The following is a 19,855-nucleotide window of genomic DNA, read 5'->3' on the forward strand; positions in this document are numbered from 1 at the left end:
CTTGCCCCCTTATTCCTGTTCTGCTATATATGTGATTTCGGTTTGTAATAACTGCCCTTGTCGGTTTAGCAGTTCTGTCATATTAATCATCATCTCCCCCTAATCCGTTTGGATTGCTTACATTTGCTCGGTAATATTTGCCGGAATGGTTTTCTCGTAAATCTTTCAAAAATTCGCATACATTGTTATGCGTGCGAAAATGTTCTACCCGGACAATTTCACCGGCTTGATTTAATAATTCCACTTGATAAGGTAATTGAGTAAACAGAGTTGAATTAGCCATTGTTACACCTCTGCCAAATCATTTAAGCCGTTGCTCATTAATTCAAGCACACCATTTAAAGCGGAAATCAGCGTGCAGTTATCATCAACTTGTGCCGATTTAGAAATAAGCTCAATAATGGCGTGGGCTTGCCATATTGAATTAATACCGTTTTTCAAATTGGCTTGGGCTTGGTCGTCTAAAATGTAAGGGTTTGGATTACGCATAGCATTTCCCTCCTTTGGTTGAATTGAACACAATAGAAAATGCCGCTAGTGCGGTGGGTTTTGGGGTAGTTTTCATAGTGAAAAGTCTCATATTTTGTTTAGTAAATAGATTTGCTCGCCCGTAAGGGTGTAGCAAGGGTTCAACTACCGCAAAATATGAACGGCTGGCGTTATTCGTCCGATTGCTCGGCTTATTTCTGCCTATCGCCCTTGCTACAAATTCGGCTAATGAAAGGTATAGGGAAAATCCCCACGCCTTAGTGATTGGATTTGTAGAATTTGGATAAAAAAATACCGCTTGTCTATCGGGTGCGGTTACCGCATATTTTGTTGTAGTGTTGATAATACTACCCACATCAACGGCATTTCGCAAGCTGTGATTTTGAACAGGGGTGAGGTTACACATTTAACACTCCCTTAACAGATAAACAATTTTCAGAAAGTTGATAAGCATAATTTTTAATACGGTTCGCAAGACGTGCTAATTTGTTGCGGGCTGCGGTAAGGTCGTTATTTGAATAACGGGCAAGGGTTAAGTAATAGCGGTGTTCTGCGGTTAAGGTGCGGATTACATCGCTTTCGGTTTGATTGTCATTGCCTTGAATAAGCAATACATCTTCTTGATAAGTCGCTGCGTTGCGGTTGCAGCAAAGGAATAAGTAAATCATGGCTGATAACTCCGTATGTAAATTGTCGGAAGTTACCGCTTGAAGTTTCGAGGCTTTAGGGCGGTAACGTGTAACGGGCTCGAAAACTGTCACATACGGTAAACAGCAAAGGGCGAAACCTTTCCCGCTACACGCTACCATTGAGAAAAATTTAACCGGCTCAAATGTGGGCTTGTTAAATTCTTTGAACTCGTCAACCAATCCAAAATTGGACGGGTTGCGGTTTTTCGGTGTGTGTGCGTTACGAACAAAAAAAGCACGATTCAATAAAGGCGTGCTACTGTTCGCCGTATGTAAATTATTCGAGTTTCGAGGCTCGGTAGTCGATTTTGCGACTACGGGCAAACTATACGAAAATTGACCGCACTTTGTAAAGTGGTTTAATGCGAAAAATTTTAATGATAAATATTGATTTATATTAATCTTATTCATAGAATTTAATTCTCTTTAATTGTGTTTGTTGTAGGCTTAACGGTTTCTAAGTTTCTGCTAAGCCTCTTTTTATGCCTGAATGGTGGACGGTCTAGGCGGTTTGCGTACAATGTATTCACCGTCTGCCACTTTCAACGGGTCGTATTTGTCATTAAATCGACTTAATGCAATGCTAATTTGACTTTTCGTCATCAACGGATAGCCTTTCTGTTTGGCTTTGAGCTGATAAAGTTTAATTAGCGTTTCACATTGTTTTTTATTCGCCACTCTATAGGCGGTGTAATGTGTTTTCCCATTGGCTTTCGGTTTCCGTACTCGCACCAGTTCAAAATTATTCAAGCGTTCAAGGTCGTTAATTGCATTTCTGCCGTTAAAAATCCGCACTTGGTTAAATGTAGTAAGTTCTGAAATTTCCCCTAATACCGCTAATAAGTAAGCTGTTGCCGGTGTGCGCTCCATATTGGCTAGGCTGTGACTGTAATCTAGTTCTATATTGCTCATATTCACTCCTTAATTCGCTCAATGTGCCGTTAAAAAGCGATTGTTTAACATTGCCGTAAGTTTGGCTCTGCGTTCGCCATAGTCGCTTATATCGCTATCCAGTAATATTTCATTGGCTCGTTCTAAATATTCCGTCATTGCCAACTGTTCAGCGGTGAGTGTTTGGCGTAAATCCGTTTGCGGTGCTATTTGGTGGGCAGTTCGCCATTGCTTAGCACTCATACCCAATACAAGGCTGTTAATTAAATTGGCTTCGTTGGTGTAGTGGTGTGCTTTGGTCTGCTTGCCTTGGCGGTGTCGCATTCGCTCTAGTGCGTTATTCATTGCTTTGAACGGTGTTTTGCTTGATTGCCGTAACTCGGCCCATTCATAGCGTAAAAGTGCGGTCTCTTTCGGTGCAATTTCAGCAAGTCGATTTTCGCATTTAATAAAATATTGGCGTGCTAATTTGCCTTGTTCGTTGCGTTCCACCATCGCCAATTCTTTAGCCATTGATAGCGTAATAATGTAATCAATTTGTTTTTGCTTGCGTGCCTTGGCGGATTGTTGGACATTTGAGGTCGCCAATTTTGTTGAGCTCAAAGTTTGAACAATGTAATAATCTGCTTTCACTTTAAAGCCGTATTTCTCAATGCGGTCTTTAATCCAGTTTGAAAAATCACGCTTACTTTCTAAAAAGTGGTGTAAATCTCTTGCGTTGATGTGATAGGACTTCACCCCGTTAAGGTGCTTTTCTTGTACCGGCAATAAATTATTTACTCCGCCAACAAGCGGAAATAATCCGCCAGTGCTTGAAGTGGTTTCTGTGATGTTTGTGTTCATTGTACTTGTCCTAATTCGTTTAAAATCTGTTGTCGTTTACTCATTATTTTTAACTTTCTACGGCTAATGCTTAATTCAGCCAATGCCATTTCACTATTTGGATATTCATCGAAATATCGCTCTAATCGCTCGATACGCTCTTTTAATAGAATAACTACATCATCTATTGAATATGGTTCGTTATCGCTCCATAGGCTCATAAATACGTATATTTGAGCGGATTTTTCATAGTGATTTATAGCTTCATTGAGCAAAGTTTCTTTTGCGTGTCTGCTGTTCATTTTTCCCCTTTTATGTCAACATTTGGCATTATCCTTCCCCCTCTTGAACATTTCTTTTGCTGCTTCGCTCCAGTCTTCAAAATCAGGGGCTACGAGCCTTATTTCTGTAGGAAAGTCCGCCTTATTAATTTCTTCGACTTCTACCTTTTGTTTATCTAAGCCTAATAATTTAGCTTTCCCCATTGTTGCGGAAACAGCTACACTACATTGATTTAGCTCTAACGCTTGTTTGCGTGCCGTTTCCAATTCATGAAGCAAGTCATCCACGGTTAATTTGTGCCGTTCTCTATGTTCGGCTTGAAGTTCGTCAATCCGTGCCGTAATCTTGCCGTTTTCTAACAATTCACTCGCTTTACGGTTCACGGTTTCCGACTTCATATTTTCAGCGTTATAGGCTTGTCGGTATGCTTCGCTTGCGTTCCCTGTTTCTACATACTTCAAGCAAAAATTATCTTGTTTTGGTGTGAGTTCCATTATTCCCCCTTGATAATCGTTTCAAATTCAAGTGGGATATTTCGATTTTTTAATTTCGGCAATCCTTTTTTTTCCTGTTCTTTGTTAAAAATATCGAACATTTTTTTATTCATTTCCCTTTGAACAAATTTAAAAGAATGAAATTGCCAGTCACCTTTTGAAAGATTATTAATATAATCCGTTGCTGCTTCCCGTGCGGTTTCTCTATCTCGGAAAATACCTAAATCAATTTTGTTCACTTTCCTTTCTTTCAGATTTACCATTGAAATAAATACTTGAAATTTTATAGGCTCTTTAATTGAATTCTGTTTCATAGTTCCCCCTTTAATGCTTCACTTGTTCCACCGGCAAAACTTCGCTTAATGTTTGTTCGGTGTTTAAATCTGTACATTTTTGTTTAATCATTGTTAGACTCTGTTAAAAGTGCGGTTAGTTTTTCTTGAATTTTGCTTAAGTCCAATTCTAAAAGCATTATTCTGTCGCTAATAAAGTCTAGAACTTCGATGTAGTTCATTTCTCTTTGTGCTGTTGATGGAGTAATGCCACGCACTTTCGGTAAACGCCCCTCAAGAATGGGATAAATAAATTTCTGTAGCTCGAATAGATCCTCTAAAACGCCTGTAAGCGTTGGTTTGTAAATTGGTTGTTGTTCCGTATCGATATTCATAGAAAAGCCCCCTTATGCGTTGATATAGGCTTGAATGTCACTCGCTTTAAACCGGCTGGAATTACCGATTTTATAACGCTTTAATGTGCCATTTTTAACTAAGCGATCGATTTTAGAACGTGAGCCAATACCAAGGGCGGTTAGCTCGGTTACGCTGTAAAACTTCTCAATAGGTTGATTTTGTGCCAGTGTCTCAGCTGTGGTGGTAGTTGTCATAATTTCCCCTTGTAGTTAATAGTGATTTATCAAGCTAACGCTTTTTGCGTTTTGCTGTTAGTGGGAAATATAAAACGGTGTGAAATGTAAATCTATACAGTCTAACAGTTGCGTAATTGATTTAACTGTTAGCTCGTTTATTTAACTGTTGGTGGAATATTCTAGGCAATAAAAAACGCACCTTTTACAGTGCGTTATCTTGAGTTTCTTTTTTGGTTTTTCGTTTTGGGTTGTATGGTGCTATCCATTTTTTAACGGTTGATAATTCTTTGTATGCTATTTCTTCATTAATAATGTGCTGTGCCACTTTATCAAGTGATAAGTTAGGGTTTCTATCCCATATTCTTTTTGCTTCGGCTATGGCTTCTTGTTGTTTTGGGTCTGTTCTGTCTTGCTTATCTCGGTTTTGTTTAGCTACTAGAGATTTATAATTTCTTGCTAACATTTGTCCATGATGTAATAAAAATCCTATATGCATTAAGCTATTTTGTAAATATCCTATAGCTTTAAATACCTCAGGGGGGCTTCTTTTATCTTTACAATCTTTTAAAATAATATCTAGTGCTTCGTACAATGCATTCCACTTACTTTCAGTTACTCCATTTTCTAGCCAGTCAATAGTATCATCTAAATTATCAATAAACATATGTATAAATTCTTTATCTGAAAAGCCATCTGTATTTTTATTAAATATTTGACCTAAATTAGTTATATATTTTCCGCTAAGTTGAATCATAAAAACGCCCCTATACGTTGCCCTATTTGTTGAAATACGGCAAGCAGTAAATAGGGTTACTGCCTTTCGGTTCGGGTAATTAGTCCAATCCTAGCCGTATTTATTCAGTTATTAGTTAAAGGTTAAAAATATCTAAGCAAGCATTTTGATTAATTGCATTGCGTAAAAATCGCTTATCATAATTAAAGCCCTTTAAAAAGCCTGTCGATATGTTTTTGCTCTTCTATATCTGCCAGTATAGATTTTATTTGCTCTTTGCTTCTGTCAAGGTGGGCAAGTAATGAAGATAGCTTGATAGGAATTGCACCGCCTTTAGGATCTTTCCACTCCGGAACTATTTTAGGGTCGTGCGTAAGCTCTACCAGTTGGAAGCGGTCTAAATGTCCGTACTTTAAAAAAGTTTCATCTAGTATTTTTTCATCACTGTCAGACAAGTTATCTAAAGCATATTCATCAGACCAATCAATAGTTTTTTTAATGCTGATTCTATGTTCCTCTCTATCTGCGATCCACTCATTCCATACTGTCGGCAAGCGGTTCATGGTTTCATCACGTAATAAATTTAATGTGTTGCTTAATACCGGTCCATAAGGCAATGAGTAATAACTATCGCCAGTGATTGAATAATCACGTTTTTGCCACGATAGCCGATCAGCGAAATATAATAGCTTCATCATTTTTAAATAATGCATTGTGCCACCGGCTTTATGTAGCAAATAGGCTGTAGCCTGTGCGGTCTTTAATTCATTAAACATATAGTCCCCTGAATGATTTAATCTGCTTTACTGTGCGTTAGTTTAACGCAATCAATAATACTTTAAAAGCCTTTTTAACTGTCTATTTAACCAGTACACCAAAACCCCTTTATATTATTTATTACTACTTTATATTTTTCTGTCATCCTTAAAGAAAAAAATAGTGGTAGCAGCTCAAAAAAGTGAAAAAGTGAAAAAGTGAAATGAAATTTTTTTATTTTTTAAAAAGTAAATTTTAGGCGAAAAAAAGCCCTGTATTTGTACCGGCGGTATGCTCAAATTTGAGCGTACCTAAACAAAATACAAGGCTTGTTGGTGGAATATGTTAGCCGTTTACAATTTTTAAATGAAAGTGTGGTAAAGTATTTTCTGCGGATTGCTCTACATAATCACCCCACCATTGAAGCATTTTAAAGCGTTGTTCTAAATACAGTGCGTGATTATAACTTTCTCTAATTTTATCCGTATCCATGTGAGATAAAGCCACTTCGATCCAGTCTTTATTAAAGCCCTGTTCATTTAATGCGGTGCTTGCAATGGCCCGTAATCCATGAGCTACTAATTTTCCATGGTAGCCCATCCTTTTAATAGCTGCGTTAGCAGTTTGTGTGTTGCAATGCGTACTAGGGTTTTTGATACTCGGAAATAAATACTCTCTACCGTAATTTATTTTCTTAATATCCTGTAATACGGCTAACGCTTGGCGTGATAAGGTGATTATATGCTTCCTGCCGGTGTCGTTCTCTTTAATACCTTTCTTAATGTAGATTGTCCATGTTCTTGCTTGTTCGTCTATATCACAAAATTTAGCAGTTGCCGCTTCGTTTGGGCGTGTCATCGTGAGTAATTGCCATTGAATTAAAAGCCGTGTTTGTGGGTGAATTTGAGCATGAGAAAGTACGGTTAAAAATTCCCCTAATTCTTCGGGTCTGATTGTTTTAAAATGCTTGGCTTGTGGTTTATCAAATGCCATTCTTAATGCACTCATGCGGTTATCAATAATAAAATCGTGATGTTGGGCAAATATCATCACTTCATTGAGCTTTTGAATAGTACGTTTAAGGGTTTCTAAATTACCCCTTGCTTCAATCGGCTTTAATGCTTTAATCGCTTGGCTTGCCGTCATCTCGCTGATAGGCATATTTTCAAAGGCAGGGAATAAATACCGCTCAAATAACCGCCATACATCTTTAGCGGTGCTTTCGCTGAAATTTGCCCTTTGTTTACGGTCGTTAAACCATAATCCGGCAATCTTGCCAAAAGTAGAATTCAAAGCGGTGATTTTGTCCTGTTCTTGTTGTTCTCTGTGCTGTTTCGGGTCAATATCTTGAGCAAGCAAGGCGTTATATTCCCTTGCTATTTCCCTTGCCTGTGCTAGTTTTAAATCGGGATAATTGCCGATAGTGATATTTGTTCGGCTGTCCTTGTCTTTCTCTGAAAAAGGTTTTTTATAGTTAAATGTCCAGTTTTTAGCCCCTGTAGAGCGTACAGTTAAATAAAGTCCGTCACCGTCAGAAAGTCTATAGGTTTTATTCTGTGCTTTAGCATTATCTACTTGCGTATTTTTTAAAGTCTTTGATTTTCTCGCCATACTATCTCCCTAATGTTTTTTGTGATCTCGTTTTTAGGTGTGACAAATTACGCCAATCCTTACCATTATTGGCTTTATTGCGTTTTTAGTGATCTCAAATTTTGGTTATTCTATACGAGATCACAAACGAGATCACTAAAATCTTGTATTAGAATGATTTAGTATGAGGCAATTTGAGGCATTAAAAAAGCCTTGAAGCGTTATGCTACAAGGCTTTGTGGGTTAATTTGATTTAGTTTGATTTATCAATTTGGTGGAGCTGGCGGGAGTTGAACCCGCGTCCGAAACTACTCTACCTTTAGCACTACACGTTTAGTCTGGTCTTTAATTTCATTTACCCACTGCGGACAGACACGCGATAGGTAAACTAGCTTGATTCAATTTAACGTTTCGATCCTCAAGCGGAGGCATCCACGCGATCTCGTTTGAATTTGACTCCTCTTGATCCCCGTCTTACGAGCGAAAGCTGGGGAGAGAAGGCTAAGAGCAGGTTATTAAGCTGCTAAAGCGTATTGTTCGTCGTTTGCGACTATTTTTTTGCGGTTTATTTACGAGGCCTACCGCACCTCGACGTGCACCTTGGGCTTCGCTAATCCCGTCGAATCCAGAATCAGCCCCAAAATTGTCGCTAGTGTAACAAAATTTGGTATGAAATAAAAGTGTTATAAAACCAACCGCACTTTTATTCATATTTTTTAATCGAAAGTGCGGTGGATTTTGAATGAATTTACAACGGTATTGATGAGAAAAATACCAACAAAATCGGGGCGGCAATATTAATGATAAAACCGAAACTGATCGCCAGCGGTACAACTTCCATTCCGCCCGCACGCTGGATAATCGGCAAAGTACAATCTAATGCGGTAGCACCGGTGATTCCGACCGCTGTCGAGCGATTGTAATGCATAAAAAGCGGGACGGTAAACAGGCTGAAAATTTCACGGGTGAGATCATTAAAAAATCCCACACTCCCCCACACGGCTCCCCAGGCATCATTCAAGACCACGCTGGAAAGAGAATACCAGCCGAAACCGGATGCAATGGTGAGCCCTTGCGAAATCGGTGTACTTAATACCAATGCGGCAATAATACCGCCTATTAACGATGTAATAATAAAAATAACCGCGGTATAAATTCCACGCTTATTAAACATGACTTCATGCAATGAAATGCCGTTATTACGTAATTGAATACCGACAAAAAAGATCAATGTCACCAATACATAAGTGCTGGTTCCCAATGGCAATAACAGATGTGATTTTGCTAATAATCCCACAATAAATCCCAACAAAACCATCGAACAAAGTTTGAGGGAATCTAACATCAGTTTCCAACGAGGCGGCATTTCCGTGCCCAGATCTTTTAATGGTTGCGGGTACATTTTGTCATAACACATTAACCCGGTGATATTGCATGCGTGAATAATCACGCTAAAAGTGAATGCAGTCGTGGCAATTTTCGGTAATGTAGTGGCCAAATCATCTAATTGCCCTAAAGATACGCCCATCACAAAAAGAATGATATACAATAAAATCATGACGATACGATTAATATTTAATAAAAATCCTTCGTTGCGGGTTTTAATCAAATAACCCAAAAACATCGGGCCCAATACAATGGCTAATCCTTCGATCATAATAAATTATCGTCCAAATAATGTTGCTCCGCCGACACTTGGTAAAGTGCTACCGTATAATAATCCGCCGGCAAACATGATTAATAAAATACCGACCGTCAATTTGATGATCACATCAGAATTTTTTGTCAGATGTGGTGATAAATACCACTGCCCTACCCGTACCGCAAGTTTGCGGGCATATTGCACCAATAGTGCAAAAGCCGATAAGGTTATCCCCGTCCCCAATGACATAGCAAAGGTAGCGACAATTCCCCAGGCGAATAAATCCAACATATAAGATAAAAATAGGATAAAAATAGCTCCCGTACATGGTCGCATACCAATACTTAAAATAACTAACAGTTGAGATTTAATATCCGTCGCCTGATTCAATTGAGATTGGTTCGGAATATGTTGATGTCCGCAAGCACATCCAGCACTGTGATCATGAATTTCTTGCCGATTTCTGACCGCACTTAGCATCATATTATGCGGACTTATCGCCATACTTTGAATGGATTTGATACGTAGGGATGTTTTTTGCTTTGAAGTGCGGTAAGTTTTAAGAAATTTTTTTGCACTTTGCAAGACCCAAATAAATCCAAGCAACATTAATAAAATGAACGCAAACCGCTCAAGCCAAAGCTCGCTTAATTTAAAATATGCCGAAGATAAATTTAATGCCACGACAACAATAGATGTCGCTGCTACTGCCACTACACCCTGCATGAATGATGAGAGTACAGTCAAAATTATACTGGTTTTTATTTTTGATTGGTGAGTGGAAAGATAACTGGCAATAATAAATTTACCGTGTCCCGGGCCTAAAGAATGAAATACACCGTAAGCAAAACTGATCGCGATCAACCAAGTCCCCGCAGATGTAGGATTTTGTTTGATTTGGTGCAAATAGCCGGACATCAGCTGATTAAATTCACGCTGCCATACAACGACCTGTTTAAATAAAAAAGGAAATAAATAAAATATTGCTGCAATTAACAAGCCCAACAGCAACAGAGAAAACCATCTGTTTAATCGCATAAAATTATCACTTCCTGAGCAAAAATAGCACCCAATGTCGGATCATCATCACGCTGAGTTTGATCTAACGAAGCAGCATAGTCTTGCGTTTTTTTATCCACATTCGGCATTCTTACTTCTCCCTTGCATTGACTCGGAAGTGCGGTAAAATCCACCGCACTTTGCGTCTTCTTATGATCCGGCGGCAAATTATAATACATCGACACATAATAAGTAGGATCATAAGTGGACAAGATATACTTCGCTTTTGTAAGCGGTTGCGGATTCGTCAGCATAAAATCAAAGTAATATTGGATTTGCTGCCGCACCGCCCGTAATCCGTAATTTTGCGGCGTTGAGGTATATTTAATTTTACGGCCTTTATCATCATAAAAATAACTGAAATAATGTTCATTCACGACATTTTTTATCATTTCATCAAACATCTTCTGTTTCGCTTTCTGATCATCTTCAACCAGCATAAAATCATAAAGAATCTCAGATGAACTTACCTCGTCCAATGTCCATTGCATTGAAAAACCGACTAATTGTTCATTTTTTACTAAAGGAGCCGCTTTCATTTCAATAAATGCATGCGGATGTGCCGTCGCTTTACTGACAATAAATAACAATAATATTCCGATAAATTGTAAAGATTTTTTCATACTTTTAACTCTTTGAATTGTGAGTAATTATCCTAACATAAAGAAAAATTCAGATAAACCTTAAAAAATTATTAAGATTTGCAAAAAAGACTTGTAAAGAAATGTAAATTTATGTAAACTTGCCGCACAAGTTAAAAACTTGGTATTCATAAAGTTCCTAAATAAAAAATATTATAAAATAGCTAAACTACTTTCCTACCCTCCTCATGGAGGGTCTTTTTTTTAATTGAAAAACTTGTAAAATAAACCGCACTTTTTATCCCTAAATTGGAAAATTACTATGTCCACACAATTTGTTTATACGATGCAGCGTGTCGGTAAGGTTGTACCGCCGAAACGTCATATTCTTAAAGATATTTCTTTAAGCTTTTTCCCTGGTGCCAAAATCGGTGTTCTCGGTTTAAACGGTGCGGGTAAATCCACTCTGCTCCGCATTATGGCGGGAATCGATAAAGATATCGAAGGGGAAGCCCGTCCGCAGCCGGGAATCAAAATCGGCTATTTGCCGCAAGAACCGAAACTCGAACCGCAACAAACCGTACGTGAAGCGGTAGAAGAAGCCGTCGGCGAAGTAAAAAACGCCTTAACCCGCTTGAATGAAGTGTATGCGTTATATGCTGATCCGGATGCGGATTTCGATAAACTTGCAGCGGAACAGGCTAAACTTGAAGCGATTATTCAAGCACACGACGGTCATAATCTGCAAAATCAACTAGAACGTGCCGCAGATGCGTTGCGTTTGCCGGATTGGGATGCCAAAATCGAACATTTATCCGGTGGTGAACGTCGCCGTGTAGCATTATGCCGTTTGTTACTGGAAAAACCTGATATGCTGTTATTAGATGAACCGACTAACCACTTAGATGCAGAATCCGTAGCGTGGTTAGAGCGTTTCTTACATGACTACGAAGGCACAGTAGTGGCGATTACCCACGACCGTTACTTCTTAGATAATGTAGCCGGTTGGATCTTAGAACTTGACCGCGGTGAAGGTATTCCTTGGGAAGGCAATTATTCCTCTTGGCTGGAACAAAAAGAAAAACGCTTGGCTCAAGAACAGGCTCAAGAATCTGCTCGTCAAAAATCCATTGAAAAAGAATTGGAATGGGTACGTCAAAATCCAAAAGGTCGTCAAGCGAAAAGTAAGGCTCGTATGGCCCGCTTTGACGAACTTAATTCCGGCGAATATCAAAAACGTAACGAAACCAATGAGTTGTTTATTCCACCCGGTCCACGTTTGGGCGATAAGGTGTTGGAAGTGCAACATCTTACCAAATCCTACGGCGAACGTACCTTAATCGACGATCTTTCTTTCAGTATTCCGAAAGGGGCGATTGTGGGCATTATCGGACCTAACGGTGCGGGTAAATCTACCCTATTCCGGATACTTTCAGGTCAAGAACAGCCGGATAACGGTTCTGTGACCTTAGGTGAAACCGTGGTACTGGCTTCTGTGGATCAATTCCGTGACGCAATGGATGATAAGAAAACCGTGTGGGAAGAAGTCTCCAACGGTCAAGATATTTTGACCATCGGCAATTTTGAAATTCCAAGCCGTGCTTATGTAGGTCGTTTCAATTTCAAAGGCGTGGATCAACAAAAACGCGTGGGCGAATTATCCGGCGGTGAGCGTGGACGTTTACATTTGGCAAAACTGTTACAACGTGGCGGCAATGTGTTGTTACTTGATGAACCGACCAATGACTTGGATGTTGAAACCTTGCGTGCATTGGAAAATGCAATCTTGGAATTCCCCGGCTGTGCGATGGTGATTTCTCATGACCGCTGGTTCTTAGACCGTATCGCCACCCATATTTTAGACTACGGTGATGAAGGCAAAGTCACCTTCTACGAAGGTAACTTCTCTGACTACGAAGAATGGAAAAAGAAAACCTTTGGTGCAGATGCAGTGCAACCGCACCGTATCAAATATAAACGTATTGCAAAATAATCAAATTCAAGCTCTCTTTTAATTAAGAGAGCTTTTTTCGTCATTTCTCATTCAAGGACAATTTTATGACAACACAAACTTCAGGTTTGGAAAAAACCTTTGAACTGACCAAACGCGGTTCCAGCGTTCGTCAGGAAATTATTGCGGGTCTCACCACTTTCCTAGCAATGGTCTACTCCGTTATCGTTGTGCCGAATATGCTTGGTGCGGCTGGTTTTCCGCCGGAATCGGTCTTTATCGCCACTTGCTTGGTAAGTGGTTTAGGCTCAATTCTTATCGGTTTTTGGGCAAATGCCCCAATGGCTATCGGCTGTGCTATTTCACTCACCGCATTTACCGCTTTCAGCTTGGTATTAGGTCAGCAAGTGAGTATTCCGGTGGCACTGGGTGCAGTATTCTTAATGGGTGTGGTATTCACACTGATTTCTGCCACGGGTATTCGTGCGTGGATTTTGCGTAATTTACCGGAAAGTATCGCTATCGGTGCAGGTATCGGTATCGGTTTGTTCCTGCTGCTGATTGCCGCCAACGGCGTAGGACTGGTTGTAGGCAATCAAAACGGTTTACCGGTAAAACTCGGCGAATTCACATCATTCCCTGTAATGGCTTCATTATTAGGTTTGGCGGCGATTATCGGTTTAGAAAAACTCCGCGTAAAAGGAGCGATTTTATGGGTAATCATCGCTATCACTATTGTGGGATTGATTTTCGATCCAAACGTTACATTCGGCGGTGAAATATTTAAAATGCCGACCTTTGGAGAACAATCTTTATTCTTAGGTTTGGATATTATGGGGGCGTTACAACCGGCTATTTTACCAGTGGTTTTCGCCTTAGTGATGACGGCAGTATTTGATGCTACGGGCACAATCCGCGCGGTAGCCGGTCAAGCGAATTTATTAGACAAAGACGGACAAATTATCAACGGCGGTAAGGCTTTAACATCCGATTCCGTGAGTAGCCTATTCTCCGGTTTATTCGGCACAGCTCCGGCAGCGGTATATATTGAATCCGCAGCAGGTACGGCAGCGGGCGGTAAAACCGGCATCACGGCAATTGTCGTAGGTATCGGCTTCTTATTAATGTTATTTTTCCAACCGCTTGCCTTCTTAGTACCGGGTTACGCTACCGCTCCGGCGTTAATGTATGTGGGATTATTGATGTTAAGCAACGTGAGCAAGTTAAACTTTGATGACTTCATAGGAGCAATGAGCGGTTTAATCTGTGCAGTATTTATCGTACTCACTGCCAATATCGTTACCGGCATTATGCTTGGCTTTGCCGCACTGGTTATCGGCCGAATTGTTTCCGGTGAAATAAACAAACTGAACATCGGCACGGTATTAATCGCAATTGCATTAGTCGCGTTCTATGTGGGGCATTGGGCAATTTAATGGATAAAGTGCGGTCAATTCCGCACTCTTTTTGAGTGCATAAAAAAGGGAGCATTAGCTCCCATTTTTATTCAACACCTTGAATTAAAGTGCAGATTTTGCTTTTTCAACTAAAGCAGCAAATGCAACTTTATCGAATACTGCAATGTCAGCAAGGATCTTACGATCGATTTCAACAGACGCTTTTTTCAAGCCGTTGATAAATTTGCTGTATGATAAACCGTTTTGACGGGCTGCTGCATTGATACGAGCAATCCATAATTGACGGAATTGACGTTTACGTTGACGACGGTCACGGTAAGCATATTGACCGGCTTTGATCACCGCTTGGAATGCAACACGATACACACGTGAACGTGCACCATAATAACCTTTAGCAGCCTTAAGAACTTTCTTATGGCGTGCTCTTGCAATAACACCACGTTTTACACGAGCCATTATTTAATCTCCTATGTATATTAATAACTAAATTGAACTAATTCGTACGACTTGTGCTTATGCGTATGGCAAGCACGCTACGACTAAAACTTGGTCTGCTTTTGCAACCATTGATTTATGACGCAAATGACGTTTACGCTTAGTTGTCTTTTTAGTCAAAATATGACGTAAGTGAGATTGTTTACGTTTGAAACCGCCTGAAGCTGTTTTTTTGAAACGCTTAGCAGCACCACGTACTGTTTTAATTTTAGGCATTGTTTTATAAACTCCGCATTGTTTTACATAATACACAATAATCAGGCGAAAAATGCGATTATCGCTAATCGTATTTTACTTGGAAAGCACTAATTATCTCGAAAGAGCATTACCGCTCATAAGCTTTTCAGCTTAAAAAGCAAATCAGGCTGCGAAATGTGCCTGTTGATTGCTTTTGTCTCTCTTTTTTACAAAAGAGAAAACGGACGGATTGTATAGGATCCGTCCGTTTTATGCAAGTATAAATTATTTTTTCTTCGGTGCAATAACCATTACCGCTTGACGACCTTCGAGTTTGCCCGGTGCAGATTCAACTACTGCAACTTCAGCTGTATCTGTTTTAACGCGTTCTAAAACGTCTAAACCGATATTCTGATGAGCCATTTCCCGTCCACGGAAACGAACGGTAATTTTAACTTTATCGCCGTCTTCTAAGAAACGTAAAATACTGCGTAATTTAATTTGGTAATCACCATCGTCTGTAGCCGGACGGAATTTAATTTCCTTCACTTGTACGACTTTTTGCTTTTTCTTCTGCTCTTTTGCAGCTTTTTCTTTTTCATAGATGAACTTACCGTAGTTCATAATACGACAAACCGGCGGTTCCGCATTAGGGCTGATTTCAACTAAATCTAATTCGGCTTCGTCCGCTCTCGCCAAAGCATCTTGAATTGATACGATACCGACTTGTTCGCCATTTTCATCAGTTAGGCGAACTTCCTTTACGCCACGAATTTCATCATTAAGACGATGTGTGCGATTTGACTGAACACGTTTTACAGGTTTAATAGTATTATTCCTTCTTGTAAGTTTTACTCTGAAATCGACTGCTAAGCAGAAGACTGAAATTTATAAAGCCCAAAATCTAAATTAATTAGAGGACAAACGCTAGAATTCTAAAAGATATTGACATGTTATGCAATAGTACACATAAAAAATAACAAACATTAACTTAATTAGACTAAGTCAATATAAGCTCTTAATACATTAAGAGCTTATATAATCGACTATTTTTTAACTTCTTGTTTTCCATATGAAGGATGGCGAGGACCAATTAATAATCCACCATTTCTTCCTAAATGAACCAAAGAACTCATTGCAGAAGCTGAAACCTCATAGCCTTTATCTTTTGTTGTATCTATCACTTGACTAATTGCTGCTTTAACTAATGCAACTAAAGCGCCATCATTACTATGTGTAGATCCTTCAGCAAAACGACCTGTACCTTCCCAAAGCGTTTTGCCTGTTTTAAGGTCAATCAATTTTCCTTCCAGTTCTACTTCCGTAACGCTATCGAAAACCTTATAGCTTGAACCGTATTTATCTACATTTATATATAAAATGCTATCGGCTCCGAAGATATCATATATTTTCTTAATGTTAGCACTTCGAATTGCATTACCGTCCGTTAAACCATTTTGTTTAAATACCTCATCTACAAGTAATACAGGATAAACATAATAGCCTAATTCGGCTAAAGGATAAGTTGCTCTCGCTAACACACTTGTATCCGCTTTAACATCTACAGAATTATTCACAGGCAATACAACAAGAATCGATTTCGGCTTACTTTCTTTCAATGCACTGTAATCATAAGAAGGCATTTGCTGCTTAGCACATCCAGATAATAACAAAATACCTGAAAGTAAAATTAATAATTTTTTCATTCTACTTATCCTTATTTTTTACGTTGTAAATATTGCATGAATGTTTTGCTTTCAGGGAACAATTGTTGCTCTTGAATAAAGGCATTCTGTGCTTCCGCTGTTTTCCCCTGTTTTAATAAAACAAGCCCTAAATGCCCGTATACACCGGGTGCGACAGGTTTATTCGCATCTTTTGCCATTTTAATAATTTCATTAAAACCGTTCTCTTGCTTAACAAAATCACCCGGTTCATTGTAATAACTATATATGATATCCGAATAATTCCCCCAGTAATATTGGGTATTTGATGGTTTTGAAGAACAAGCGGATAAAATCATTGCCATTAAAGCAAATATGATTATGTTTAGCTTCTTCATTGTTACTCCTTATTTAACAGGGGTCCAATATCCGGCTTCAATACCGTTTACTAAATTATTTACTGCTTCTCGAATTGCTAGATCCAGCACTTTTCCGTTTAAGGTTGAATCATAACCCGCTGTGCCACCGAAGCCTAAAACCTCTCGATTTGACAAGTTATATTCGCCGGCCCCTTGCACTGAATAAACAACTTCAGATGTATTTACATTAACAACGTTAAGAGTAACTTTTGCATAAGCAACTTGCTCTTTTCCTCGCCCTAAAATACCAAATAATTGGTGATCACCAACCGTCTTACGACCAAACTCGGTTACATCTCCCGTAATCACATAGGCAGCGCCCTTGAGTTTTCGTTTTTGCCCTTTAATCTTAGCCTCATTAGCCGTTTCACTCATATTTGTTCGGTCAAGAACAGAAAAACGCCCAGTTTGCTGTAAATGGGAAACCAGAATAGTTTTTGATTGATTGCCCAGCTGATCTTGCCCATCTGAAAACACGCCATTTTGGAAGCTGGATTTATTATCAAACTTACCAACAGAAATAGCGGTTTTTACACCGTGATAATTTGCAGCAGTACTTGCAGCCTGTGTTGCTGTTGGCGCAATAGTTCTAGAACCCTCAGTTGCACAACCGGCTAAGCCTAATGCTGCAATACATGTAGTCATTAATAATTTTTTCATTTACATCCCCTTTAGTTAGATAAAAACCGTTCGGAATTCTAGCATATCAAAAAAGCCTTTTAAATATACAAAATTGACTCAGATGAAAATTATATAAAAAGCGACCAAATTTGACCGCTTTTTGCAAATAATGAAACTACTCTTCGCCTAATAATTTAAGTTCACGAGCTTTCACTTGGTTTTTCAGGATTTCAACAAATTCTTCAATTGTAAATGTGCCTAAATCCATGCCCTTACGGGTACGCACCGATACTTTGCCCGCTTCGATTTCTTTATCGCCGCAAACCAGCATATACGGCACACGACGTAAGGTGTGTTCACGTACTTTAAAGCCTACTTTTTCGTTACGTAAGTCTGATTTTGCACGGATACCCGCATCGGATAATTTTTTCACTACTGATTGCACATAATCAGATTGGCTATCAGTGATGTTCATCACTACTGCTTGTACCGGCGCCAACCACGCAGGGAAGAAACCGGCATATTCTTCAGTAATAATACCGATAAAGCGCTCAATTGAACCTAAAATTGCACGGTGGATCATGACCGGTGTACGACGACTATTATCTTCTGCAACATAAGTTGCTTCTAAACGTCCCGGTAATGCAAAGTCTAATTGAATCGTGCCGCATTGCCACTCACGATCTAAACAGTCACGCAAGGCAAATTCAATTTTCGGACCATAGAATGCGCCTTCACCTTCTTGAATTTCATACTCAAGACCATTGTGTTTTAACGCATTTGCCAAACCTTGTTCAGCACGATCCCACATTGAATCTTCACCGATACGTTTTTCCGGACGGGTCGAAAGTTTCACAAAAATATTCGTAAACCCAAATGTACTGTAAATATCGTAAACCATTTTAATACAGCTGGTTACTTCACTTTCAATTTGATCTTCAGTACAGAAAATATGCGCATCATCCTGGGTAAAACCACGTACACGCATTAAACCGTGCAATGAACCGGACGGCTCGTTACGGTGACAAGAACCGAATTCCGCCATACGAATTGGTAAATCACGGTATGATTTTAAACCTTGATTAAAGATCTGAACGTGTCCCGGACAGTTCATCGGTTTGATTGCATATTCCCGGTTTTCCGATTGTGTGGTAAACATTAAATCCGCATAGTTTTGCCAGTGACCGGTTTTTTCCCACAATACGCGGTCCATCATAAACGGACCTTTTACTTCCTGATAATCGTACTCTTTCAATTTCGTACGTACAAAAGTTTCTAATTCACGGAAAATTGTCCAGCCGTCATTATGCCAGAACACCATACCCGGAGCCTCTTCCTGCATATGGTATAAATCTAATGCTTTACCGATTTTACGGTGATCGCGTTTTGCCGCTTCTTCTAAGCGATGCAAATAATCAGCAAGTTGTTTTTTATCTGCCCATGCTGTGCCGTAAATACGCTGTAACATTTTATTGTCACTGTTACCACGCCAGTATGCTCCGGCAATTTTCATTAATTTAAAATGATGACAAAAGCGCATATTCGGCACATGCGGACCACGGCACATATCAATATATTCTTCGTGATGATATAAAGCAGGTGCTGCCGTTTTCTCAATATTTTCATCAAGAATTGCCATTTTGTACGGTTCACCGCGTTGCTCAAAGGTATCGCGGGCTTCTTGCCAGCTCACTACTTTTTTCACCACGTCATAATTGGTTTTAGCCAATTCGAGCATACGTTTTTCAAGTTTATCTAAATCTTCTTGAGTTAAAGAACGATCTAAATCTACGTCATAGTAGAAACCGTTATCAATAGTCGGCCCGATAGCCATTTTCACATCCGGGAAAAGTTGTTTAATTGCATGACCTAATAAGTGAGCCGTCGAGTGACGAATAATTTCCAAACCGTCTTCGTCTTTTGCGGTAATAATTTCAAGACTACTGTCTTCTGTAATTAAATCACACGCATCTTTGCGAACTCCGTTTACTCGTCCGGCAATAGTGGCTTTAGCAAGACCGGCACCGATATTTTGTGCAACTTCTAATATGGAGATTGGATTATCGAATTGACGTTGTGAACCGTCAGGTAAAGTAATAATTGGCATAACATTTGTCCTTTACAGTGGTCACCCATACGCGAGGCAACTTGTTGATTTACATTAAAAAGCTTTATTTTTGTGAGCTTACTTCGGCTGTTACCTACATTGTAGCAGTA

At 39.3% G+C, this 19,855-nt stretch carries 26 protein-coding genes and 1 other RNA gene; 2 read left to right on the plus strand and 25 right to left on the minus strand.

The genetic code is table 11. The annotated features are described in order from the left end of the window. Nucleotides 1-82: 82 nt before the first annotated feature. The 18 genes from EDC44_RS05765 to EDC44_RS05850 form a co-directional block, all read right to left on the minus strand. Entirely contained in the window at nucleotides 83-283 is a 201-nt protein-coding gene (locus EDC44_RS05765; protein WP_131976286.1) for a hypothetical protein, read from the minus strand. 2 nt (nucleotides 284-285) lie between these two features. Beyond that, nucleotides 286-489, minus strand: coding sequence for a hypothetical protein (locus EDC44_RS05770; protein ID WP_131976288.1), 204 nt, complete (start codon nucleotides 487-489; stop codon nucleotides 286-288). Continuing rightward, entirely contained in the window at nucleotides 482-895 is a 414-nt protein-coding gene (locus EDC44_RS05775; RefSeq protein WP_131976290.1) for a hypothetical protein, read from the minus strand. The genes EDC44_RS05770 and EDC44_RS05775 overlap by 8 nt, the downstream gene beginning before the upstream one ends. Beyond that, nucleotides 888-1,589, minus strand: coding sequence for an ash family protein (locus EDC44_RS05780; protein WP_131976292.1), 702 nt, complete (start codon nucleotides 1,587-1,589; stop codon nucleotides 888-890). Before EDC44_RS05780 ends, EDC44_RS05775 begins: the two co-directional genes overlap by 8 nt. A gap of 69 nt (nucleotides 1,590-1,658) precedes the next feature. Next, nucleotides 1,659-2,090: a hypothetical protein gene (locus EDC44_RS05785; RefSeq protein WP_131976294.1), complete on the minus strand. Its 432-nt coding sequence runs from the start codon at nucleotides 2,088-2,090 to the stop codon at nucleotides 1,659-1,661. 18 nt (nucleotides 2,091-2,108) lie between these two features. Next, the gene (locus EDC44_RS05790; RefSeq protein ID WP_131976296.1) at nucleotides 2,109-2,912 is read right to left on the minus strand and encodes an antA/AntB antirepressor family protein; all 804 of its coding nucleotides are present in this window, start codon (nucleotides 2,910-2,912) and stop codon (nucleotides 2,109-2,111) included. Next, nucleotides 2,909-3,193 carry a hypothetical protein gene (locus tag EDC44_RS05795; RefSeq protein ID WP_131976298.1) on the minus strand — a complete coding sequence of 95 codons (285 nt, stop codon included), beginning with the start codon at nucleotides 3,191-3,193 and terminating at the stop codon, nucleotides 2,909-2,911. Before EDC44_RS05795 ends, EDC44_RS05790 begins: the two co-directional genes overlap by 4 nt. 15 nt (nucleotides 3,194-3,208) lie before the next feature. Beyond that, nucleotides 3,209-3,667 carry a terminase small subunit gene (locus tag EDC44_RS05800; RefSeq protein WP_207896732.1) on the minus strand — a complete coding sequence of 153 codons (459 nt, stop codon included), beginning with the start codon at nucleotides 3,665-3,667 and terminating at the stop codon, nucleotides 3,209-3,211. After that, nucleotides 3,667-3,981 (minus strand): hypothetical protein, encoded by a 315-nt coding sequence (locus tag EDC44_RS05805; protein ID WP_131976302.1) that lies wholly within the window; start codon nucleotides 3,979-3,981, stop codon nucleotides 3,667-3,669. Before EDC44_RS05805 ends, EDC44_RS05800 begins: the two co-directional genes overlap by 1 nt. Before the next feature lie 83 nt (nucleotides 3,982-4,064). Further along, complete coding sequence (locus EDC44_RS05810) at nucleotides 4,065-4,334, minus strand: hypothetical protein (protein WP_131976304.1); 270 nt, start codon at nucleotides 4,332-4,334, stop codon at nucleotides 4,065-4,067. Nucleotides 4,335-4,346: 12 nt separating this feature from the next. Beyond that, nucleotides 4,347-4,550 (minus strand): helix-turn-helix transcriptional regulator, encoded by a 204-nt coding sequence (locus EDC44_RS05815; RefSeq protein ID WP_131976306.1) that lies wholly within the window; start codon nucleotides 4,548-4,550, stop codon nucleotides 4,347-4,349. Between the two features lie 184 nt (nucleotides 4,551-4,734). Further along, nucleotides 4,735-5,286, minus strand: coding sequence for a hypothetical protein (locus EDC44_RS05820; protein WP_131976308.1), 552 nt, complete (start codon nucleotides 5,284-5,286; stop codon nucleotides 4,735-4,737). A gap of 182 nt (nucleotides 5,287-5,468) precedes the next feature. Further along, the gene (locus tag EDC44_RS05825; RefSeq protein ID WP_131976310.1) at nucleotides 5,469-6,041 is read right to left on the minus strand and encodes a Panacea domain-containing protein; all 573 of its coding nucleotides are present in this window, start codon (nucleotides 6,039-6,041) and stop codon (nucleotides 5,469-5,471) included. Nucleotides 6,042-6,366: 325 nt separating this feature from the next. Beyond that, the gene (locus EDC44_RS05830; RefSeq protein ID WP_131976312.1) at nucleotides 6,367-7,632 is read right to left on the minus strand and encodes an integrase arm-type DNA-binding domain-containing protein; all 1,266 of its coding nucleotides are present in this window, start codon (nucleotides 7,630-7,632) and stop codon (nucleotides 6,367-6,369) included. Nucleotides 7,633-7,883: 251 nt separating this feature from the next. Then, nucleotides 7,884-8,250: a transfer-messenger RNA gene (ssrA, locus tag EDC44_RS05835) on the minus strand. A gap of 109 nt (nucleotides 8,251-8,359) precedes the next feature. Then, nucleotides 8,360-9,268: a LysO family transporter gene (locus EDC44_RS05840; protein WP_131976314.1), complete on the minus strand. Its 909-nt coding sequence runs from the start codon at nucleotides 9,266-9,268 to the stop codon at nucleotides 8,360-8,362. A gap of 6 nt (nucleotides 9,269-9,274) precedes the next feature. After that, nucleotides 9,275-10,291: a zinc transporter permease subunit ZevB gene (gene zevB, locus EDC44_RS05845; protein ID WP_131976316.1), complete on the minus strand. Its 1,017-nt coding sequence runs from the start codon at nucleotides 10,289-10,291 to the stop codon at nucleotides 9,275-9,277. Then, nucleotides 10,282-10,935: a DUF1007 family protein gene (locus EDC44_RS05850; RefSeq protein ID WP_131976318.1), complete on the minus strand. Its 654-nt coding sequence runs from the start codon at nucleotides 10,933-10,935 to the stop codon at nucleotides 10,282-10,284. Before EDC44_RS05850 ends, zevB begins: the two co-directional genes overlap by 10 nt. Before the next feature lie 280 nt (nucleotides 10,936-11,215). Here EDC44_RS05850 and ettA point away from each other — a divergent pair, with 280 nt between their 5' ends. After that, a complete protein-coding gene (ettA, locus tag EDC44_RS05855) occupies nucleotides 11,216-12,886 on the plus strand; it encodes an energy-dependent translational throttle protein EttA (RefSeq protein WP_131976320.1) in 1,671 nt (556 codons plus the stop codon). A gap of 65 nt (nucleotides 12,887-12,951) precedes the next feature. Then, complete coding sequence (locus EDC44_RS05860) at nucleotides 12,952-14,280, plus strand: NCS2 family permease (protein WP_131976322.1); 1,329 nt, start codon at nucleotides 12,952-12,954, stop codon at nucleotides 14,278-14,280. Between the two features lie 84 nt (nucleotides 14,281-14,364). Here the strand turns inward: EDC44_RS05860 and rplT are convergent, their stop codons facing one another. From rplT to thrS, 7 genes are all read right to left on the minus strand, one after another. Beyond that, on the minus strand, nucleotides 14,365-14,718 hold the full coding sequence (gene rplT, locus EDC44_RS05865) for a 50S ribosomal protein L20 (protein WP_005596075.1): 354 nt from the start codon (nucleotides 14,716-14,718) through the stop codon (nucleotides 14,365-14,367). 57 nt (nucleotides 14,719-14,775) lie between these two features. Beyond that, nucleotides 14,776-14,973, minus strand: a complete 198-nt coding sequence (rpmI, locus tag EDC44_RS05870; RefSeq protein WP_005596065.1) for a 50S ribosomal protein L35 — start codon at nucleotides 14,971-14,973, stop codon at nucleotides 14,776-14,778. Nucleotides 14,974-15,219: 246 nt separating this feature from the next. Further along, nucleotides 15,220-15,822: a translation initiation factor IF-3 gene (gene infC, locus EDC44_RS05875; RefSeq protein WP_481219193.1), complete on the minus strand. Its 603-nt coding sequence runs from the start codon at nucleotides 15,820-15,822 to the stop codon at nucleotides 15,220-15,222. Between the two features lie 158 nt (nucleotides 15,823-15,980). Continuing rightward, the gene (locus EDC44_RS05880) at nucleotides 15,981-16,640 is read right to left on the minus strand and encodes a DUF799 domain-containing protein (protein ID WP_131976326.1); all 660 of its coding nucleotides are present in this window, start codon (nucleotides 16,638-16,640) and stop codon (nucleotides 15,981-15,983) included. Nucleotides 16,641-16,651: 11 nt separating this feature from the next. Continuing rightward, nucleotides 16,652-16,996 (minus strand): DUF4810 domain-containing protein, encoded by a 345-nt coding sequence (locus EDC44_RS05885; protein WP_243647913.1) that lies wholly within the window; start codon nucleotides 16,994-16,996, stop codon nucleotides 16,652-16,654. Nucleotides 16,997-17,005: 9 nt separating this feature from the next. Next, complete coding sequence (locus EDC44_RS05890; RefSeq protein WP_131976328.1) at nucleotides 17,006-17,677, minus strand: CsgG/HfaB family protein; 672 nt, start codon at nucleotides 17,675-17,677, stop codon at nucleotides 17,006-17,008. Nucleotides 17,678-17,813: 136 nt separating this feature from the next. Beyond that, on the minus strand, nucleotides 17,814-19,745 hold the full coding sequence (thrS, locus tag EDC44_RS05895; protein WP_131976330.1) for a threonine--tRNA ligase: 1,932 nt from the start codon (nucleotides 19,743-19,745) through the stop codon (nucleotides 17,814-17,816). Nucleotides 19,746-19,855: the final 110 nt, after the last annotated feature.

Source organism: Cricetibacter osteomyelitidis, assembly GCF_004340985.1.
Classification (GTDB): Bacteria; Pseudomonadota; Gammaproteobacteria; order Enterobacterales; family Pasteurellaceae; genus Cricetibacter; species Cricetibacter osteomyelitidis.